This window comes from Pseudoflavitalea rhizosphaerae (assembly GCF_003991355.1).
GTDB classification, from domain to species: domain Bacteria; phylum Bacteroidota; class Bacteroidia; order Chitinophagales; family Chitinophagaceae; genus Pseudobacter; species Pseudobacter rhizosphaerae.
Genome location: NZ_RCSU01000024.1, coordinates 24,375 through 45,491 on the forward strand (window position 1 = coordinate 24,375; position 21,117 = coordinate 45,491).

At 48.3% G+C, this 21,117-nt stretch carries 17 protein-coding genes; 10 read left to right on the top strand and 7 right to left on the bottom strand.

What is annotated here, in order from left to right:
• Positions 1–83: 83 nt before the first annotated feature.
• Complete coding sequence (locus tag D9Y29_RS26110; protein WP_127133201.1) at positions 84–1,106, top strand: helix-hairpin-helix domain-containing protein; 1,023 nt, start codon at positions 84–86, stop codon at positions 1,104–1,106.
• A 149-nt stretch (positions 1,107–1,255) separates the two neighbouring features.
• Positions 1,256–2,398 (top strand): acyl-CoA dehydrogenase family protein, encoded by a 1,143-nt coding sequence (locus D9Y29_RS26115; protein ID WP_127133202.1) that lies wholly within the window; start codon positions 1,256–1,258, stop codon positions 2,396–2,398.
• A gap of 110 nt (positions 2,399–2,508) precedes the next feature.
• Here D9Y29_RS26115 and D9Y29_RS26600 read toward each other — a convergent pair whose 3' ends face one another.
• The 4 genes from D9Y29_RS26600 to D9Y29_RS26130 all read right to left on the bottom strand — a co-directional run bounded on the left by D9Y29_RS26600 (position 2,509) and on the right by D9Y29_RS26130 (position 5,473).
• Positions 2,509–2,682 carry a hypothetical protein gene (locus D9Y29_RS26600; protein ID WP_164735559.1) on the bottom strand — a complete coding sequence of 58 codons (174 nt, stop codon included), beginning with the start codon at positions 2,680–2,682 and terminating at the stop codon, positions 2,509–2,511.
• Between the two features lie 69 nt (positions 2,683–2,751).
• Positions 2,752–3,990 (bottom strand): ATP-dependent Clp protease ATP-binding subunit ClpX, encoded by a 1,239-nt coding sequence (clpX, locus tag D9Y29_RS26120; RefSeq protein ID WP_127133203.1) that lies wholly within the window; start codon positions 3,988–3,990, stop codon positions 2,752–2,754.
• A gap of 127 nt (positions 3,991–4,117) precedes the next feature.
• Positions 4,118–4,753: a ClpP family protease gene (locus D9Y29_RS26125; protein WP_127133204.1), complete on the bottom strand. Its 636-nt coding sequence runs from the start codon at positions 4,751–4,753 to the stop codon at positions 4,118–4,120.
• A gap of 27 nt (positions 4,754–4,780) precedes the next feature.
• Positions 4,781–5,473 carry a ClpP family protease gene (locus D9Y29_RS26130; RefSeq protein ID WP_127133205.1) on the bottom strand — a complete coding sequence of 231 codons (693 nt, stop codon included), beginning with the start codon at positions 5,471–5,473 and terminating at the stop codon, positions 4,781–4,783.
• A 38-nt stretch (positions 5,474–5,511) separates the two neighbouring features.
• Here D9Y29_RS26130 and D9Y29_RS26135 point away from each other — a divergent pair, with 38 nt between their 5' ends.
• The gene (locus D9Y29_RS26135) at positions 5,512–5,700 is read left to right on the top strand and encodes a hypothetical protein (protein WP_127133206.1); all 189 of its coding nucleotides are present in this window, start codon (positions 5,512–5,514) and stop codon (positions 5,698–5,700) included.
• A 454-nt stretch (positions 5,701–6,154) separates the two neighbouring features.
• On the opposite strand, the gene tig is transcribed toward D9Y29_RS26135, so the two are convergent.
• The 3 genes from tig to D9Y29_RS26150 all read right to left on the bottom strand — a co-directional run bounded on the left by tig (position 6,155) and on the right by D9Y29_RS26150 (position 10,005).
• Positions 6,155–7,534 carry a trigger factor gene (gene tig / locus D9Y29_RS26140; protein WP_127133207.1) on the bottom strand — a complete coding sequence of 460 codons (1,380 nt, stop codon included), beginning with the start codon at positions 7,532–7,534 and terminating at the stop codon, positions 6,155–6,157.
• A 132-nt stretch (positions 7,535–7,666) separates the two neighbouring features.
• Positions 7,667–8,485 (bottom strand): universal stress protein, encoded by an 819-nt coding sequence (locus tag D9Y29_RS26145; protein ID WP_127133208.1) that lies wholly within the window; start codon positions 8,483–8,485, stop codon positions 7,667–7,669.
• 23 nt (positions 8,486–8,508) lie between these two features.
• Positions 8,509–10,005 carry a hypothetical protein gene (locus D9Y29_RS26150; RefSeq protein WP_127133209.1) on the bottom strand — a complete coding sequence of 499 codons (1,497 nt, stop codon included), beginning with the start codon at positions 10,003–10,005 and terminating at the stop codon, positions 8,509–8,511.
• Between the two features lie 205 nt (positions 10,006–10,210).
• On the opposite strand from D9Y29_RS26150, the gene rbsK reads away from it, so the two are divergent.
• Genes rbsK through D9Y29_RS26185 form a run of 7 tightly spaced genes read left to right on the top strand, consistent with a single transcriptional unit; the run spans position 10,211 to position 21,073 of the window.
• Positions 10,211–11,155, top strand: coding sequence for a ribokinase (gene rbsK / locus D9Y29_RS26155; RefSeq protein ID WP_127133210.1), 945 nt, complete (start codon positions 10,211–10,213; stop codon positions 11,153–11,155).
• Positions 11,156–11,180: 25 nt separating this feature from the next.
• Positions 11,181–12,182: a GRP family sugar transporter gene (locus tag D9Y29_RS26160; protein ID WP_127133211.1), complete on the top strand. Its 1,002-nt coding sequence runs from the start codon at positions 11,181–11,183 to the stop codon at positions 12,180–12,182.
• A gap of 36 nt (positions 12,183–12,218) precedes the next feature.
• Positions 12,219–13,379 carry an IPT/TIG domain-containing protein gene (locus D9Y29_RS26165; RefSeq protein ID WP_127133212.1) on the top strand — a complete coding sequence of 387 codons (1,161 nt, stop codon included), beginning with the start codon at positions 12,219–12,221 and terminating at the stop codon, positions 13,377–13,379.
• Positions 13,380–13,422: 43 nt separating this feature from the next.
• On the top strand, positions 13,423–16,368 hold the full coding sequence (locus D9Y29_RS26170; protein ID WP_206513881.1) for a SusC/RagA family TonB-linked outer membrane protein: 2,946 nt from the start codon (positions 13,423–13,425) through the stop codon (positions 16,366–16,368).
• Between the two features lie 11 nt (positions 16,369–16,379).
• On the top strand, positions 16,380–17,795 hold the full coding sequence (locus tag D9Y29_RS26175; RefSeq protein ID WP_127133213.1) for a RagB/SusD family nutrient uptake outer membrane protein: 1,416 nt from the start codon (positions 16,380–16,382) through the stop codon (positions 17,793–17,795).
• Between the two features lie 21 nt (positions 17,796–17,816).
• Positions 17,817–19,448, top strand: a complete 1,632-nt coding sequence (locus tag D9Y29_RS26180; RefSeq protein ID WP_127133214.1) for a DUF4832 domain-containing protein — start codon at positions 17,817–17,819, stop codon at positions 19,446–19,448.
• Between the two features lie 5 nt (positions 19,449–19,453).
• Positions 19,454–21,073: a DUF4832 domain-containing protein gene (locus tag D9Y29_RS26185; protein WP_127133215.1), complete on the top strand. Its 1,620-nt coding sequence runs from the start codon at positions 19,454–19,456 to the stop codon at positions 21,071–21,073.
• Positions 21,074–21,117: the final 44 nt, after the last annotated feature.

The window sequence follows — 21,117 nt, forward strand, 5'->3', positions numbered from 1 at the left end:
GCTTTTCTGCGCTAACGGTGTGCCTCAACCGCATTATTTTCTTTTGCTTCCACTAGATTTGATGGCCGGTAAATGGCCTGCCTATGAAAGAAGATTGGAAAGAATATGTAAGCTTTTCCAGGAAAGAGCGCAATGGAGTGATCGTATTGCTGGTGTTGATTGCATTGCTCAGTGTATTGCCTTATTTCATTCCTGCGCCTGAAGTGGTAGTTGATGAAGCCGTAACAACAGAATGGCAATCGAAACTGGCTGCATGGAAAGTCGCAAAGAAGGCGGCGGCAAAGCCTGCTGAAGAAAAGGGATATAATGATAAAGAAACAATCGCCACTGAAATACAGTCTGGCAGCAACTCTTATCCCTCCCGGAATACCTTGGACCCTATCCATCATTTCCCTTTCGATCCTAATGAACTCACTGAAAGCGGCTGGAAACGGCTGGGCATTTCCGATAGAGTGATCCGCATTATTTTCAATTATCTGAACAAAGGCGGTCAATTCAGAAAGCCGGAAGATATTGCGCGTATTTACGGTATGCGTGCCGCTGATGTGAAAAGGTTAATGCCCTGGGTGAGGATCGCTGAGAAATCCGGATTTACCGGAAAGGGCAGAAAGATGGATCGCAATGCTACCGGTACATTTACGAGGCCAACCGTTGCTGATAGCGGGAATTTTTCCCGTGTAACGGCATCGCCTGTACGAAGAAAGAAATACATCAGCATCGATATCAATACAGCCGATACCAGCGCCTGGATGAATTTCCCCGGTATCGGTAGCCGACTCGCTTTTCGCATTGTGAAGTATCGCGATAAGCTGGGAGGTTTTCATAGTCCTGATCAGGTAGGCGAGACCTGGGCCCTGCCTGACTCCACTTTTCAAAAGATCAAACCCTGGCTGCAATGCAATTCTGATGTTTTACGGAAGCTGCCAATCAACACCGCGGACATTGAGGAATTGAAACAACATCCTTACCTGCGCTGGCAAGTAGCCAATGCGATTGTGCAATACCGTCAGCACCACGGCCCATTCCGCTCGGCAGCAGATTTGCAGAAAATCATACTGGTCACACCTGTTCTGATCACGAAAATTGCGCCGTATATTGAGTACTGAGATCCCTCTGTAATTACAAATACCCGGCAATCGTTACCTGGCAAGTGGGGAACAAATTTTAGAAAAATATTACTAACGAATGTTAGTTATATTCGCCCGGATCCCATATCTTGCACTTGCCTTTAACGATTGTTGTCAATAGATTAAGTATGAATTTTCAAAAAGCTGAACTGACAGAACAAGTAGCCCAGACCGCCGCAGAGTTTGCTAAACAGCATATCAAACCCTTTGTAATGGAGTGGGATGAAAGCCAGGAATTTCCGCTGGATACTTTCAGGGAAATGGGCAAGCTCGGATTGATGGGTGTTCTTGTACCTGAAGAATACGGAGGAGCTGGTCTCAGTTACTTTGAATATGTTGCCATTATTCAGGAGATCGCCAAAGTATGTGGTTCAGTTGGCTTAAGCCTTGCTGCTCACAATTCCCTCTGCACTGGTCATATCATGACCTTTGGAAATGCGGAGCAAAAGAAAAAGTATTTACCCAGGCTGGCCACTGCAGAGTGGCTGGGCGCCTGGGGGCTCACGGAGCCCAATACCGGCAGCGATGCCGGTAATATGAAGACCACCGCCGTGCGAGACGGAGATCATTGGGTGCTCAATGGCACCAAGTGCTGGATCACACACGGGATCAGCGGGGATGTGGCCGTGGTGATAGCCAGGACCGGCGAACCAAGGAGCAGCGGTAACGCAACTGCGTTTATTGTTGAACGTGGTACACCGGGTTTCAGTGGTGGTAAGAAAGAGAATAAACTCGGAATGCGCGCCAGCGAAACGGCCGAGATGATCTTCGATAATTGCCGGATCCCCGATGCCAATCGTTTGGGTGAAGTGGGAGATGGCTTCAGGCAAAGTCTCAAGATCCTCGATGGTGGACGGATCTCCATTGCCGCCCTCTCTCTTGGCATCGCAAAAGGAGCTTATGAGGCGGCTTTGAAATACTCGAAAGAGCGCCACCAGTTCGATCAGCCGATCGCTAATTTCCAGGGCATCTCTTTCAAGCTGGCTGATATGGCCACGGAGATCGCTGCCGCTGAACTGCTGACGCTGCAAGCCTGTTCATTGAAAATTGCCGGGGAAAAAATGACCAAAGAATCCGCCATGGCAAAATATTATGCCAGTGAAGTTGCAGTGAAAGTGAGCAACGAAGCCGTGCAAATCTTTGGCGGTTATGGGTATACGAAAGATTTCCCTGCTGAAAAATATTATCGCGATAGCAAACTCTGTACTATCGGCGAAGGCACTTCCGAAATTCAGAAACTGGTAATTGCCAGGGAAGTGCTGGCGAAGTAGTTTTGTCTGTCATGTCTTGTTCGGCCCCCGAATGGTTGCGGGGGCTTTTTTATTTTGAAGCGATGCAGGCATAAAAAAACCGGCATCACTGCCGGTCTTCCATTCATTGATCAGGGCATGAAATCATCATCCTGTTTGGGGCCATACTTGGCAAACATCTTATCTATTGCGCCACCGAACATCGGGATCTTCTCCTTCGCATAATTCTTGATCACTTCAATGGCTTTGAGCGCCTGGGCTTCTGTAAGCCCTTCCGCCATCAGCTTTTCAATGAGTTCTTTCATGATACTTGTTTTTGAAAAACAATGCCGGGTTTCCCCGGCACTGCTATATTGAATGAATTGAGATCCTTTTTATGCAACTTTGAGCATGCTCATCTTGCTCTTGTCGAATTTCTTCTGTGCGTATTCAAGTGTGAGGTTGAATACGGTTTGTTTGGAAGATGGCATTTCGAACATGGCATCAGTGAGGATGCTTTCGCAGATGCTGCGCAGACCGCGGGCGCCGAGTTTGTACTCGATGGCTTTTTCCACCATGAAGTCCAGCACATCATTCTCCACATTGAGTTGAATGTTTTCCAGCTCGAACAATTTCTTGTATTGTTTGATGAGGGCATTCTTTGGCTCGGTGAGAATGGAGCGCAGTGTTTCTCCGTCCAACGGATTGAGGTGTGTAACCACGGGCAAACGTCCCAGCAACTCAGGGATCAGACCGAATGATTTCAGATCCGTTGCAGTAATGTACTGCAGCAGGTTCTTCTTCATCGATTCCTGTAATTCTTTGTTCACGTTGAACCCGATGGCATTGGTATTCACACGGCGTGCGATCACCCTGTCGATACCATCAAATGCGCCACCGCAAATGAAGAGGATATTCTGTGTATTGATCTTGATCAGTTTTTGCTCAGGGTGTTTGCGGCCTCCCTGCGGTGGAACCAGTACGTCTGTACCTTCCAGCAGTTTGAGCAGACCCTGTTGAACACCTTCACCGCTAACGTCGCGGGTGATGGAAGGGTTGTCGCCTTTACGCGCGATCTTATCTATCTCATCGATATACACGATTCCTCTTTCAGCCGCAGGCACGTCGTAGTTGCAAACCTGGAGCAACCTGGTAAGGATGCTTTCCACGTCTTCACCCACATAACCCGCTTCGGTGAATACAGTAGCATCCACGATCGCGAAGGGAACGTTCAGCAATTTGGCGATGGTTTTAGCCAGCAGGGTTTTACCGGTACCGGTTTCCCCTACCATCACGATATTGCTTTTTTCAATATCGATCTCACTGTCGTTTGATTTCTGCTGAAGACGTTTATAGTGATTATAAACGGCAACGGACAATACTTTTTTGGCATCGTCCTGACCGATCACATATTCGTCGAGGAATTTCTTCACTTCCATCGGCTTCTTCACGTTCAGCTTGAAGGAAGAGGGGGCGGGGGCGGTTTCGCTGCGGATCATGAGCTCCTGCTCGATGATTTCCTGTGCGTGCTCCACGCAGTTTTCGCATATATGTCCTTCCTGACCGGCGATGAGAATTTTCACTTCATCGCGACTGCGACCACAAAAAGAACAATGCAGGGTTGTCTTTGCCATAATGATACTTACTCTCCGGTTACAAAGGTATCTAAATGAATTCCCAAATCCCAATTTAATAGGTCATAGGGTTGTTAATGCCCTGTTTTTCATGAAATGGGGATTTGGGAACCTGATTATGAGTACTTTATAACTTATCTGTTATTTGATCAACGATGCCGTAATCGATAGATTCTTTGGCATCCATCCAGTAATCGCGATCGAAATCTTTCATCACCTGCTCGAATTTCTTGCCGGTATTTTCAGCAAGGATTCTTGCGCTCACTTCTTTCACGCGTTTGGTTTGTTTGGCCTGGATTTCCAGGTCTGCACTGACGCCCTGGATATGGCCACCAAGACTTGGCTGGTGGATCATCACTTCTCCGTGCGGGTAGATAAAGCGTCTGCCTTTGGCGCCACCGCTGAGCAGGATGGAGCCCATGCTGGCCGCAAGACCCATACAGATGGTGCTCACCGGGCTCTTGATCAGTTTCATGGTATCATAGATCACCATGCCACTGGTAACGATGCCGCCGGGGCTATTGATAAAGAACTTGATCTCCTGGCCGGGCTTGTCTGCATCCAGCAGGAGGAGTTTGGTGGTAACGTCGCGGGCGGATTTATCGTCCACAACGCCCCAGAGATAAACGGCGCGTGTATCGAAGAAATATTTTTCCAGCTTTTTGCTGAACATCATCAGGTCAGACTTCGGCGCTTCTTCTTTTTCTTCATCCTCATCGTCCATACGATAAGGGTTCATCAAATATTGTGAATACTTGCTCATGCTATTCAGTTAATGTTTTTAGTAAGGTTAGTCTTTCTTTTCCTTGCGTGGGTTGATCAGCAACACTTCATCCACCAGTCCGTATTCCTTGGCTTCATCTGATGTGAGCCAGTAGTCGCGGTCGCTGTCTTTCTCGATCGTCTTCACAGGTTTACCGGTATGGTAGGCGATGATATCGTACAGGTTCTTCTTGATCTTGCGGATCTCGTTCACGGTGATATCGATATCGCTGGCCTGGCCTCCGATAGCTCCGCTTGGCTGGTGCATCATCACACGGCTATGCCTGAGCGCAGTACGTTTACCGTTGGTTCCTGCGCAGAGCAGTACAGCTGCCATGCTTGCTGCCATACCGATACAGATGGTGCTTACATCGGGAGTGATGTATTGCATGGTATCGTACACGCCGAGGCCGGAATAAACGGATCCGCCAGGCGAGTTGATGTACATCTGAATATCGCGGTGACGGTCTGTACTTTCCAGGAACAGCATCTGTGCTGTGATGATGTTGGCCACTTCATCGTTGATGGGATAGCCGAGGAAGATGATGCGGTCCATCATTAAGCGGCTGTATACGTCCATAACAGCAATGTTCATGGGACGTTCTTCGATGATATTGGGAGTGAGGTTAGTGACCTGGTATTTTTGATAAGAGTCCAGGGTATTGCTCGAAATGCCCCTGTGTTTCACTGCATATTTTTCAAATTCTTTTCCAAGGTTCATAACGTATTCCTATTGATTTAGTTAGCAATATAAGTCATTTGGGAAATCAAAGACCGTGCTACTTCAAAAATCCGACATTTTGCCACAAAATCAAGGCTGGAGAGGGAAATTACAGAATTTTATTATCAACAATTGTCAGGAGGAGAAGGGAAGGAGTGACGGAAATGGGGAATCTTGATGGAGGACAAGAAAAGGAGAGATTTGGTGGCGGAGAAAATGGGAAGTAGAAATTATGGGCTTGTTTTGTAGTGCTTTTGACTTCGGTTCGAAGCCTCGCGGCACGGCAATTACAATTTTAGTGATTGCCGTGTTTGTTTTTAAGTATTGTATAATTCAAGATACCGGTGATCTTCAAATACAATTTCCCGTCTGATCAAAAACAGGTTTCTCTTTCGTGTAATTACCCAAACCTGTCTGATACTTCGGTTCCTGTTAGGTTGAAGCGCTCCGATAATTCCCTTCTTGACATCCTGAACAGTATATTCTCTGTTAAATAAATTAATGATCACTATAGCTGCTTTCTGTTTGGCCGCACTCTCAATGAATCTGCTGATGGTTGCTTTCCTCACGGGGATGTTTATTTCCGGCTTCTTGAAAGATGACTGGAATCAAGTTCGAACTACCCACAAAAAAAAGAGTGTGCCTTTCGACACACTCTCCTACTATTCTAAACCATCTCTACTAATGATGATGGTGTTGGTGTTTTTCTAATTCCTTCGTGAATTCATCAACTGTTACCGGCTTGTCAGTAGCATTCACCTGCGTCTCTGCCCATCCGAAAACTTTCTCGGTTTGCACGCGGTGGTAAGCGTCTTCAACGAACTTCCTGTCCTGCATCATACGGTTCACGTAGTCTGCGATCCAGGGTTGTTCAGCATCTCCCATGTTCATGCCCATGTATCCGAACAGTTGTTGTTTGGCGAAGTTCTGAATGTCTTCGGGTTTTACTTCCACGCCATGCTCACGAACGATCTTGTCGATGATCACAGTCCATTTCAGTTGGTTGGCGAAACTGGGGAACTCCTGTTCAGCCTGTTCTGCTGATTTAGGTTGTTCGCCGCCTTGCTGGATCCAGCGTTTCAGGAAAGTTTCAGGGAACTCGATCTTTGTATGGTCCAGTAACACGTGGTAAACCTCGTGTTGCAGGTGGTTGCTGGCTTGTTTATCCCAGTATGACTGGATCTCTTCTTTCACTGCATTGCGGAAACCGGCTTCGTCCCTGATCTCTTTGCCGGGGAATGCTGCGTTGAAGAATTCTTCATTCAGTTCAGCTTTCTCAACCAGTCCAACTTTGGTGATCACCATTTTGAAGAACTTGTTGGCAGCTTCTGCATCGTGCTTGTCCAAACCGAGGTCTCCAAGGATCCACTCTCTTTCTTTTTCGTCGAATGCAGCGCTGAGCTGGAGAACAACGGCATCATCCTTCTTCTTGCCATGGAGGCCGGGACGGAAAGAAGCGTTGAAATATTTTACGAGGAGGCTATTGTCTTTTTTTACACCGCCTTCCACTTCGTTACCATCGGCATCGGATTCAATGAAAGAAACGTTCAACACGTTGTCGTCGCCGGTTACGGTTTCAGGCTCGTTCATTTTACCGTGGCGCATACGGAGACGATCTTCTTCTTCGTTGACCATCTCTTCGGTTACGGTCACTTTATAGCGGACCATTTTTTCCTTGCCGAGGTCAGCCACTTTGAAATCGGGTTTCAGGCCAATTTCGAAAGCGAAAGCGTATTCAGCAGGATCGTTCATATTGATCTGACGGGCATCGTTCTCAGACATGGGAAGAGGCTGGGCGAAGATTTCCAGGTTCTCTTTGGTCATGTAGTCTGTGAGTTCTTTTTCCACTGTGCGAAGCACCTCATCAGTGAAAACCGACTGGCCGTGCATTTTCTTGATCATGCCGGTGGGTACCATACCCTTACGGAAGCCGGGGATATTGGCGGTTTTGCTATATTGTTTCAATGCCTTTTCAAAGGAAGGCAGGTAATCGTCCTTTGCTACTTTTACTGTGATCTTGTCGTTCAGCAGCCCTATATTCTCTCTGGTAACGGTTGCCATATTACAATTTTTAATTGGGGTGCAAAGGTATGGAAACTCACGTTGAAATAGGCAAATAACCCAAAAAGTTGGGCTAAGCATCAGATTTTTATGGGTTTTTTAGAGATCCAGGGCTCTGGAACTGCGCGGGACTTATTCCTTATCGTGCAAAATCAGCAGGGGAATACTGGTTTCATAGGCCATGGCAGTGGTATGGCTTTTGGAAAACACCCGCTCAAAAAAGTTATGCCTGTGGGCGATCATGGCCAGCAGTTCGGCCGGATGCTGCAGCAAATATTCGCTGATGCCGCGGGTTACACTGGAATCTTCAGTAGTTACCCAGTTCACCTGCCTGCCATTGAAAATGGCTTCCAGAGCGGCTTTGCCTGCCCCTGGATTTTCTTTGGCCTCAGATGAGCTCTGTACGTGCAGGAGGGAGAACCTGCTCTGGTAACCGGCGGCCAGGTCCAGCAGAGGCTGGAAAAGCGCCGGGCGGGAAGGATCATTGAGATCGTAGGCGTAAGTAATATGTTGAATGGGCTGGTACGTGGCATTGTCCGGGATCACCAATACCGGTACTTTCACTTTGCGGATCACATTGGTGGTAGTGGAACCGATGATCTTATCCAGCCCGCCGGCTCCCTTCATACCCATTACGATCATATCCGAGTTCTTGTCTTTGGCCAGTTGTTTGATCTCATCTGAAGCGATACCGATCTGCACCAGCCATTCCACTTCTATCTTATAGGTATCATGCAGCTGGTCCGCTTCTTTTTTGATCATCGCTTCATTCTCTTTCTGCATCTCATCTGCCGTTACCATTACATAAGGAACTTCGCTTACCGGAGTGGGTAACATATAAGCATGGAACAATACCAGTTTGGCATTGAATTGTTTTGCCAGTTCAGCAGCATAGATGGCGGCATTCCGGGAAACAGGAGAGAAGTCAACAGGAACAAGGATGTTTTGCATAACAAGAAGTTTGTATAAAGTTATTACTTTTTGACCGGCTGCATGCTCTGTTTCATCCAGCCTGCAAAATCAAAATAACGGAGGAGCTGCTGTTCATATTTATCGTTTTGCAGTTGTTCCATTTTTGACAATTGTTTTTTGAGAGCGGCCGGTATTACAAAGCGTTTTCCTTTTGCAGGCATCGAAGGAAGCAGTTTAAGCAACAGCAATTCTGTTTGCAGCCTTGGTGATTGCGGTCTATGGAAGAAGCGGGTATAACTGCGGATCTCATAATCTATGTACTCAGTATCTCCCTGTTCAAAATGAATGATGAGATTGAATAGCCTGGCTGCCTTGCAGATCAGTAGCGTAGGTTGCGGTTTGTGCAGCTGCATCACTGCCCCCAGCCATTTGTGCGCTTTCTTCAGATCGCCGCAACCAAAATGTGCAAGGGCTGCGTAAAAATGAAGCTCCCATTGTTTTTCTTCGTTCACCATGGCGTAGCCAGGGATCAGGTCCTTGTCTGTATCCTGCAATAGTTGCCTGGCAGCTTCATATTGGCCCCTGGCCGTGAGTGTGGCCAGTTTGGCTGCCAGCATGGATTTACGAAGCTGGTATTTGAAATATTCGGGATAGGATTGCTGGAACAATTGCTCCAGCCTGGTGGAATAATATTCGATCTCATTATAATTCTTCAACATACAAAGACTGGTGATGATGCCATCCAACGCAGAGAGATAATCCAGGGGAGGATGATCCAGCAAAGAAAGATTGTCTTCAAACAATTTATTGAGCTCACGGTATGTCTTAAGCGCAGAAGGGAAGTCGCCCACATTGGTAAGGAAATACGACTGGAACAGCAGGTGCAGTTTCTGTGCGGCGAAATTCCCCTTCATTTTTCCTGTCATCAGGATCATTTCGCTCAGCATGAGATCATTGAGCTTTTTGCGATGCTCATCGGAAAGGATCTGACCGGCATGGAGAAGCCTGTACTTCATCAATTCAAACAGTGAATGATGGTCCTGTACATGGTTCACATGCTTGAGCAGTTCTTTGGCTTTCATTTGCGTTTGCACCAGCTGGTTATCGCTGACGCCGGAAAAGCCGCTGCCAGACAGGTGATCCAGCTCATACCGGTAGGTAAGGTATTCGATAAAATATTGCTGGTGCTGGCTGGCATTTTCGCGTATGCGTTTCAGTTCCTTGTAACCTTCTTCCGGCAATGCCCGTTCCTGCAACACTTTCACGCGCATGATGCCCTGGAACAACTGGAAGAATCCATCCTTCTGTACGCGCGATTGAATAAGGCAATCCGTGAGTATGCGCAGTAAGTAGCGTGCCGTATTATCGATATTGCTTTTCGGAAAAGCTGTTTTGAAGGATTGGACGATGGTTTTCGGTTGCGGGCCATCGTTACAAATAATATCGAAGAGCTCCTGGTAATCCCGCGGGCCGGATTGCTGACGGGTATTGAGCTTGAAAAATCGTTTCTCCGGACCCGATAGTGATTGTACCAGGCGGATGGCGGGCAGCAGGGACATACATGTGTGTTTTCATCTTAAAAATATGGAAATACGGCAAGATAAATATTATTAATATTCTATTTTTCATATAGTTAGAAAGTGAAATAGTATAAAATTGGAATTTCAGGATTCCCAATTGATCGTTTTTTTGGTGCGTTCTTCCAAATAAACAACCAATACATTTGGTTCCTAACGATTCGATTTTTCTACTAATCAGCTCTATATGAAATCAGGCAAAATTGTAGTGGTAGGCAGTTCCAATATGGATATGGTGGTGAAAACAGACCATATTCCCGTACCTGGTGAAACTGTTCTTTCCGGTTCCTTCTTCATGAATGCCGGTGGCAAAGGGGCCAACCAGGCTGTGGCAGTAGCCCGTCTCGGTGGCGAAGTTGTTTTTATCTCCAAACTCGGTAATGATCTTTTCGGCAAACAGTTCTCACAGCTGTTCAGCAGCGAAGGTATCGATACATCCCATCTCAGGTTCGATGATGAGCGTCCCTCCGGCGTTGCATTGATCACGGTAGACAAAGCAGGCGAGAACAGCATTGTGGTCGCTTCCGGCGCCAATGCCTATCTCGGTGATGAAGACATTTTTTCCGCACTGCGTGAAATTGAATCAGCCGGCATCGTGCTGCTGCAGTTGGAAATTCCCCTCACCACAGTACAGCATGTGATCGCTTATGCGGCAGAGAGGAATGTGAAAGTGATCCTCAATCCCGCACCTGCGGCCAGTTTGCCGAAAGAGATGCTGGCGCAGATTGACATCCTCACACCCAACAAAACGGAAGCGGGTATGCTTGCCGGAATGGAAGTGACCGATATCGATTCCGCAGGCCGCGCAGCAATGGCCATCTGCAGGATGGGCGTAAAGAATGTGGTGGTAACGATGGGGCCGCTTGGGGCTGTGATCTGCGATGGAACAAATATCAAGCTGGTGAAGACCCGTGAAGTGGAAACAGTGGATACCACTGCAGCCGGAGATGTATTCAATGGTGCACTGGCTGTAGCGCTGGCGGAAGGACGTGAGCTGGAAGCCGCTGTGGGATTCGCTTGTGAAGCAGCGGCAATCTCTGTGACGAGGTTAGGAGCACAGTCGTCCATTCCGCATCGCAATGAGCTGGTGGCCGTGCAACTCAATTTCACCAGTCCCAATTCCGTGAACTAATCGCTCACCTACTAATTGCTGTCATATGTTTTTTGTTGAAAGTTATCCCCTGGCCATTTTGTTCTGCGTCATCACCATGTTATGTTGGGGCTCCTGGGCCAATACCCAGAAACTCGCTGCCGGAAAATGGCGCTATGAATTGTTTTACTGGGATTATGTGATCGGCATCTTTTTGTTCTCCCTGCTCGCAGCCCTGACCATGGGCAGTACAGGGGATCAGGGCCGTTCCTTCCTGCCTGATCTGCAACAGGCTTCCGGCGCCAATATCGGAAGCGCTTTGCTGGGAGGGATCATTTTCAATCTCGCCAATATTTTGCTGAGCTCTGCTATTGCCATCGCCGGTATGTCTGTTGCATTCCCGGTTGGTATCGGGCTGGCGCTGGTGGTGGGTGTGATCATCAATTATGCAAACCATCAGAAAGGTGATCCGCTATTGCTTTTTGCCGGGGTAGCATTGGTGTCGCTGGCGATTATTCTGAATGCGATCGCTTACAGGAAAAAATCAGCCACGGTTTCAAAAGCCGGAGCGAAAGGAATTTTGTTGTCCATTATTGCCGGATTGCTGATGTCTTTCTTCTATCCATTTGTTGCGGCAGGTATGGACCTGGACAATTTCGTGAATCCGGAAGCCAGCAAAATGACGCCCTACACGGCTTCTGTGATTTTTGCCGCAGGCATCCTGCTCAGTAATTTCCTGTTCAATACCATTATGATGAAGCGCCCGCTGGAAGGAGCGCCCATCAGTTACACCGAATATTTCAAAGGCCGTTTATCCTTACACTTTATCGGCATTCTGGGTGGTTCCATCTGGGCCCTTGGGAATCTTTTCAATTTGATCGCAGCAGGAAAAGCCGGTCCGGCTATTTCATACGGACTCGGTCAGGGGGCAACGTTAGTAGCCGCTGTATGGGGCGTAATGATCTGGAAAGAATTTGCCGGAAGTTCCAAACAAGTAAAAAACCTGATCGCTGCCATGTTCCTTCTCTTTGTAGTGGGGCTGGGGCTGGTGATTGCGGCAGGTCTCTGATAGCATTAACTCCTGAATCAAATAAACGATTGCTATATGAAAAAGATAACGATTTGCCTGATCGGCGTCTTGCTGGCAGCTGTTTTCAGCTCCTGTGAAAAAGACGATGATCCCGCTCCTGTTCCCATCGCCCCGATCCTCAAAAAAGTGATCTTCCCCGGCGAGAACGATGTAATGCCCGGCCGCCCTGCTACCATCAGGGGATTGGGATTCGATCCTTCCGATAAAGTGTTCATCGAGGATGAACAGAAAATGACCGAAGTACAACTGTTAAGTGTAACCGATGAAGCCATGGTGATCATGGTGCCGGCAGATGCAGGCGGCGTGTATACTGTTACCATCGAACGCGCTGGTAAACAAACCACGCTGGACGGAGAATTGAAAGTACCATTCGTGATCGTACTGGAAGATATGGTGATGCCTACCACACCGTTTGCAGCAGGCGCCACAGTCAGCATCTCAGCGGAAGGATTTGAGGCTGGCGATATGATCCAGCTTACTGCTCCTTTCTATCCCGTCAATAAAGTGATCTCCATTCCCACCACTGTTACGCCCGAAGGCATCAGCTTTCAGTTGCCGGCCGATGCGTATGGCATCAACACCGTGATCGCTTCCCGAGGCACCCAACGCAAGACCATTCTGGGAACCATCGGAATTCAGGTGAGCGTTGGCGATGAAGTCGGCGGAGGTGTAGTGTATTATACAGACAATAACAAGCTGCACGGTTATATCGTCAACAAATCCAATACAGGAACACCCACGCAACAATTCGGTCCATCAGCCGCCATCGCTTATGCAGCGGGCACCAGCAAGGACCTGGGCGCAGGTAAGACCAATACCAGTAAGCTGGTGGCGAAGATGATCAGCTTCCGCCAGAATTTTTCCAACTGGAATAACAAGAAAACAGCCGCCGAGCTCTGTGATGAACTGAGTGTAACAGAGAATGGTGATGTTTACGACGATTGGTTCCTTCCATCCCGGCAGGAGCTGATAGAAATGTTCAAAGTGAAGAGCATGCTGGCCACACATGGCGCATCCGTACCTGCCAACAATTACTGGAGCTCCAGTGAGGGCGATGGTGATGCCGCCGGCTGGTCTGCCTTCTATGTGAACTTCTATGAAGCTACGCAGGTGGTCTCTGGCAATTCCGATAAAGAAGGCTGGCAGATCGGTATCCGCGCCATCCGTGCATTCTGATCTTTCGATTAACTGACTTCCATTCATCTACAACATACAGCGTATGTACAAGAAAATATTCTTTATAGCCATTTGTTTGTGCATCACCGTTATGGTACATGCACAGGAAAAGATCAGCGGCCGGGTCACCGGTGAAAATAACCTGCCGCTGTCCGGTGTTTCTGTAACCATCAAAAATTCCAACCGTGGCGCCAGTACGGATGCTTCGGGCAGGTACAGTGTGCAGGCATCGAAGGGAGAGACCCTCGAGTTCTCCCATACGGGCATGGTCACGAAATCTGTTGTGATCGGCGCAAACACCACTATCAATGTACAGCTGATCCGCGCAGCTGTTGATCTCAACGATGTGGTGGTGATCGGTTACGGGTCCACGAAAAAAAGCGATCTCACCGGATCTGTAGCCACCATCAAACCGGACGGATTGAAAAATGCAAGAGTGGGAACCGCCACCAGTGCGCTTCAGGGACTGGCTGCCGGTGTATTCGTTGCAACAGGATCGGTGAAACCTGGTGGTGATGCTTCCGTGGTGATCCGCGGTTCAGGCTCGCTTCGTGCCGGCAACGGTCCGCTTTATATCGTGGATGGGATGCCGGTAGAAGGTGGATTACAGGACCTTTCACCGGGTGATATCGAGTCCATCGAAGTTCTGAAAGATGCGAGCTCTGCCGCCATCTACGGATCGCGCGGTTCCAACGGCGTGATCCTCGTTACCACAAGAAAAGGACTCAAAGGCCGCGGCCGTGTAACCCTCAATATCAATGGTGGTACGCAACGCATGCTCAATAAACAGGACATGATGAATGCACAGCAATACTATGAGCTGGCATCGAAAGCCATTCCTGATTATACCTGGACCTCCGAAGAACTTCGATTGCTCAGTCGCGGTGAAAGCACTGACTGGCAGGATGCCGTTACACAAAATGGAAGGTTCAATAACTACAACCTGGGCATTTCCGGCGGCAATGAAAAAGTAACGCATTTCTTCGGAGCAGATTTCTACGATCAGATCGGAACCATCAAGAACTCTTCCTTTCGCAAAGTGACGCTCCGCTATAACATGGACGCACAAACGACTGACTGGTTGAAATCTGGCATCCGCTTCAATGTGATCGAATCCAAGCTGAGGAATATCAACGAGGAAGATGATTCAGGTTATGGCACCATGTTCAGTGCTATCAGCTCGCAGCCTACAGCACCCATCTATACAGCCAACGGAGAATATTTCGACGGCTTCCTCAATACAAAAGCTAATCCTGTTGCGATTGTTGACCTGATGGATAAAAGCACCGCCAAAACACGGGCAGTTGGTTCAGTCTACTTCGAGATCGAGCCCATAAAGAATTTAAAGATCCGTTCAGAGAATGGCGGCGAACTGGAATTCTTCAACGTGAATTCTTATGAAGATGGAAGAATGGGGCAGCATTATCCCGATGGTGGCCACGCCGTAAAATTCAATGGAAAGAAAAGATATGTGCAAACGGAAAATACCGCTACTTATCTTTTCGATCTCGGAAAGCAACACAGGTTCACCGTGATGGGTGGCTTCGCTGCATCGAAATATGATTACGAAAGCACAACGGCCGACTCAAAGAATCTTTCGCCGATCCTCGGTTACAATAATCTCGGTGGCGCGCAGAACCACGGACCGAACGGATCTTACGCTTCTGCATCCACGCTCACTTCCTACTTCGGTCGTATCAACTATAATTTCGACAGCCGTTACCTGCTAACGGTGACGATGAGACGAGATGGCTCCAGCCGTTTTGCGCCGGGTATGCAATGGGGCGTATTCCCTTCCGCGGCCCTGGCCTGGAGGATCTCTCAGGAATCATTCATGCAGGATGTTGACTTTGTAAGTGAGCTGAAACTCAGGCTGAGCGCGGGTAAGCTCGGCAATCAGAATATCGGTGATTACGCTTATGCGGCCACCATCAGCCAGGGCGGCGAATGGTCTGATTATGTTTTCGGCGGCAACCTCGCTACCGGGTCTGTACAGAATACCATTTCCAATCCCAACCTCACCTGGGAAAAGGCCAACCAGTTCGATATCGGTCTTGATTTCGGTTTCTTCCAGAACCGCATCGCCGGCACCATCGATGCCTACTACAAGAAAACAACAGACCTGCTCTGGCTGGTGCCACTGCCCATCGAATCGGGATTCGATAATTCACTTACCAATATTGGTCAGATCGATAACAAAGGCATCGAGTTCTCCATCAGCACCGTGAACATCAGCACAAAGGATTTCACCTGGACCACCGCCGGAAACATCTCTTACAACCAGAACAAGATCGCAGCGCTTTATGCAGGTAAACAGGATGTGAACAAATCTCTCTTTGTTGGCCAGCCCATCAATGTGTTTTATATGCTGAAGTCCGATGGCATCTGGCAAACGAAAGACGCAGCAGAAGCCGCTAAATACAATGCGCAACCCGGCGACAGGAAGATCGTTGACCTGAAGAATGATGGCGTGATCAATGGGGACGACAGAACATTTGCCGGCGTAGCTGTTCCTAAATATTATGGCAGCTTCACCAATACTTTCAAATACAAAGGCATCGAGCTGTCTGCCTTCTTCACTTATGCAGGTGGACATATGATCAATAACTCACTCAACCGTTACCTGAATGCATTCAATACCTGGGGCAATATGAGTGTTGATTATTACAATAGTTACTGGACACCCACCCGCCCCAGCATGCGTTACCCTGCACCCCGCGTGGGAAGCGCTTATGCCAATGGCGACGGTACCGATGCCAACCTGCAGAAAGGAGATTACCTGCGGCTGCGCAATATAGAACTGGCTTACAATTTCTCAGCCGACAGTTTCCTGCGCCGCATCAAAGCCACCGGCATGCGTGTGTACGCTTCCGTGCAGAATGCTTATACCTGGACGCGCTTCACCGGCTTTGATGTAGAGTCCGGAGATAACACCAATCCTTACCCGAATGCCAGAACATTCATGGCTGGCCTTTCCATCAACTTCTAATCAATTGCGATATGAAAAAGAATTATTTCATCATTATAGTCGCCTTGCTGGCACTGGGCAGTTGCAAAAAGTTCCTTACCGAAGATCCGCGCAGTATCCAGACGCCGGAGAATGCTTACAATACTCCGGAAGACTGGCAGAAGACCCTGAATGCCGCCTATGGCGCCATGCAGCGCCTGTTCGTGGGAAAGTATACCATCACCCTCGGTGAATTCGGTACCGATGAAGTGGAACCCTACGATCTCGGCTGGGCCGCGTATTCAGAGCTGAAAATGTACACTTTCAATGCTGGTCATCCTTTTTTCCAGGACCATTACCGCGTATGCTATGAAGGTGTGAAAAGAAGCAATGCAGTGATCGATATGCCATCAGGCGTAGTAGATGACAACACGCGTAACCTGATGATCGCCCAGGCGAAATTCCTTCGCGCTGTTTACTATTTCGATTTGGTAAGAATGTACGGCGGTGTTCCGCTCTGGACCAAATCATCCATCGATGGGGAGATCATGAAGCCGCGCTCTGCTGCCGATGAAGTGTACCAGCTGATTGTACAGGATATGAAGGATGCGGAAGCTGTATTGCCACCCACCTGGAACAATGCTGCGGATAAAGGACGCGCTACAACCTACGCTGCATCTGCCTTCCTGGCACGTATCTACCTGCAATGGGGCAAGCCTGCTGAAGCACTCCCTTATTGCAATAAGCTCAGCGGGAAATTCCATTTGTACACTAATCTGAAAGATATTTTCGATCCGAAGAACAAGAACGCAGAGTATGAGAATATTTTCGAAGTGCAGTTCCGTCATTCAGGATCATGGGGGCTGGAAGGCAGCATCCAACACAGCTACTGGGGACCACGCGGCGTAGGCGGCCCCACCAATTTCGGCGGCTGGGGTGGATTCGGTCCAACCAACTATGTATACAACAGTTACGCTGCCAACGATAAGCGCAAAGCAGCTTTCTTCCTTACAACTTATAACGGAGTAACACAATCGCCTGCTACCAATAACAAATTCTGGGATCCGGAGTTTGGGAATGTGATCGAAGATGATAACCTCAACTTCATCCTGATCCGATATGCTGATATATTGCTGATGAAGGCGGAAGCGCTGAACGCCATCAAAGATGCTTCCTCCGCCAAATACGATGCACTGAATGAAGTGAGACGCCGCGCAAACATAAATGAGATCACCGCTGCGGATAATCTTACTGAAGCACAATTTGCGGAAGTGGTATTGCAGGAGCGACTGCATGAGCTTTGCTTCGAGCACTTGCGCCGATTCGATCTGATCCGCTTCGGTAAGCTGAAGCCTTACCTGAAAGACCGGATGGGCATCGATATCCAGGACTATCATGTGTTGTATCCCATACCGCAGGCAGCGATGGACGCCAATGAAGCGATTAAAGACAACAACCCCGGTTATTAATCCCCATCAAAAAAGTTAGCAATGAAATCAACTTCAATCATAAAGAACAGTCTGGCCATTGCATCATTTGCATTGCTGGCAACAGGTTGCAAGAAGCTGGGACCAGAAACCTTTCCTTACGTGGAAGAACAGCCGAAAGTGGAGGTGGCCAATGGTGTCGTTACCGTGCACCCCGCAGAATACACCGGCGCTATCCGGAACCCGATGAAAGGTTTCCGAGAATTCATCGGGCCCGGCATCGATCTAAAACGGGCTGATTACCCCTATCCGTATGGCACGCTCATCAAAGAGTATATGCAATGGAATATGCTGGAGAACAATGCAGCTGACGGGGTAGATAAGATCATTGCGTATAGCAATCACCGTTGGGAAGGAGTGGAGGATATCAACATGAAAGTGATCCCCCGCATTTACATCGTATGGATGGAGCCCTGGCATGGAGGCGTAGCCAAGAACACCTATACCAATCACCCCGATGATCTCAATGGCTGGCACTGGCCTGCCGATATACCCGGACAAACACGTCCCGCCGATCCCACTCAACCGATCACCGGCGGTTATTATCATCCAACCTTCCAGGACCGCGTAAAAGCGCTGGTGGCCAAGGCCGGCGAGGCCTGGGACAATGATCCGCGTGTAGCTTATGTGGAAATGGGCATCATCGGCGAATGGGGCGAACAACACGATCCCAATATCAGCACCTACTGGGCGCCACATGATGAACCTGCACATGTTGCCAACCGTACCTGGATCCCCGGCATAGAAAAAACTCTGGGCGATGCATTTACCACTGCTTTCAAGAATAAGAAAGTGATGGTGCGTTATGCCTATGATTTCAAAGACTATGAATTCGGGATCTACTGGGATTCCTGGAGTCAGCCCGAAGAACAGGTACGCGGTTACGATGAAATGAAAAAACTTGGCGACAGGTGGAAAACGCAACCCATCGGTGGTGAGATCACCTGGAACTGGGGCGGTCTCTCTAAGTTCCATACATTCGAACAAGTAGTGGCCGATGCTGCCACCAGATCAACAGTGATTGAACAGATCCGCAACCTGCACAATAATCATCTCGGCGGCATCACCTGGGCGGATTTCAACGATACGCAGTTCAAGGTGAATGCAGAGTTGTTACAAAAATCCATGGGCTACAATTATGTGCTGTCGGATTTTATCTATCCTGGAAAAATAGAAAAGAATAAACCCTTCAAAGTCTCTTTCAAAGTAGTGAACAACGGATCCTCTCCTTTCTATTATAACTGGCCTGTAGAGATCTCACTGCTGAACAAGCGTACCAAAAAGAAAGTCTGGAGCAAAACGCTCGATGGCGTGAACATTTCCGAATGGATGCCGGGAGACGACTGGGATAAGTCCACCAACAAGTACAGGATCGAGCCTCCTGTTTACAATATCGAAAAAGAGATCAGCCTGGATGCTGATCTGCCGGAACAGGAATATGTGATCGCTGTTTCTGTACTGGACCCCGCAGGCATGGAGCCTTCATTGCGCTTTGCCGTTCAGAATTATTTTATCGGTGGCCGGCATCCGATGGGCTATATCGGCATCAATAAGGAACTGGAAAGTTATGAGATCCCGGAAACTGATTTCCGCGATATGAAAGACGATCGTACACTGAAATACAAAAAACAATAACAGGCATGCTACAAAATTTCAAGAATATCACTGCTGCGCTGGGCCTGTCTGTTTTGTTTCAGCAAGCAGTTGCTCAATCCAATACAGCTACACTTGATAACGGTATGGTACAAGTGCAATTGCAGGAATACCAGTCAGCTTTCCGCAATCCCATGAAAGGATTCCGGGAATTTTTCCAGCCTGGTGTAGACAAGATACGGGTTTCCTATCCGTACCCTTATGGAAGCATCATCAAGGAATACATGCAGTGGAATATGATCGAAAATGATGCCGATGATGGCATCGACAAAATAATCGCCTACAGCAATCATCGCTGGAAGGGAGTGGAAGCGATGAACATGAAAGTAATTCCAAGAGTCTATCTCGTTTGGGTTGAGCCCTGGCATGGTGGGCGCCCCAAGGATCCCAACAATCCGGATGATCTTACAGGAACTCATTGGCCAAATGGTATACCCGAAGAAAGCAGTCCGTATAAGCAGAATGTTGGGAACTGGGGCGCCCACGTTGACCCGGCTGACAAGACCAAGCCCATTACAGGCGGCTATTTCGATCCTAAGTTTCCTGAACGCGTGAAGAAACTGGTGGAGAAGATCGGTAAAGCCTGGGACAATGATCCCCGCGTGGCTTACGTGGAGATGGGCATCATCGGCGAATGGGGTGAGCATCATGATCCTGATCTGAGTACCTACTGGGCTCCGCATGATGAGCCTGACCATGTAGTCAACCGCACCTGGATCCCGGGCATGGAAAAAGTATTGGGTGATGCATTCACCAAATCTTTCAAAAATAAAAAAGTGATGGTGCGTTATGCCTACGAATTCAAGGATTATGAATTTGGTATCTACTGGGATTCCTGGAGCCAGCCAGAAGAACAGGTACGTGGGTATGAAGAAATGCGCAAGCTCGGCGATCGGTGGAAAACACAGCCTATCGGTGGTGAGATCACCTGGAACTGGGGAACACTCGGTAAATTCAAGAGCTTTGAGCAGGTGGTGCTGGACCCGGAATTCTTCAAACTAACGATGAAGCAGATACGAAATTTACACTGCAATCACCTGGGTGGCATCACCTGGGCCAATTTTGAGGAACCGAAATTCATGGCCGCTGCCGGCCTGCTTCAAAAAGCAATGGGGTATCGCTTTGTATTGAACAATGCCCAATATTCGCCAAGGGTGGATAATGGAAAAATGCTCAATCTGCGTTTCGATCTTACCAATACCGGTTCCTCTCCTTTCTATTACAACTGGCCGGTTCAGGTAGTATTGCTGGAGCCGCGCACGCTGCAACCTGTATGGAGCAGCACTTTGAAAAAAGTGGACATCAGTAAATGGATGCCAGGTGATGAATGGGACGAAGCCAAACAACAATACAGTATTGCCGCTCCATTGTATACAGTAGATCAGCAGATAAAATTGAGCGGCGTATCGAAAGGGAAATATATTCTGGCATTGAGTGTGAATGATCCTGCAGGTAACAAGCCTGGACTTCGATTTGCAAATGGCAGTTATCTTGCGGGCGGATATACAGCGCTGGGCATGATCGGCGTGGGGCAGGATATACAAGATTTCACAATTCCAGCTTCTGCCATCAGCGATATTCAATCAGATACCAGTTTACGTTATTAGCAGCATGTGGGCAGTCGCTCGCCTCCCGGCGAGCAATGTCATTA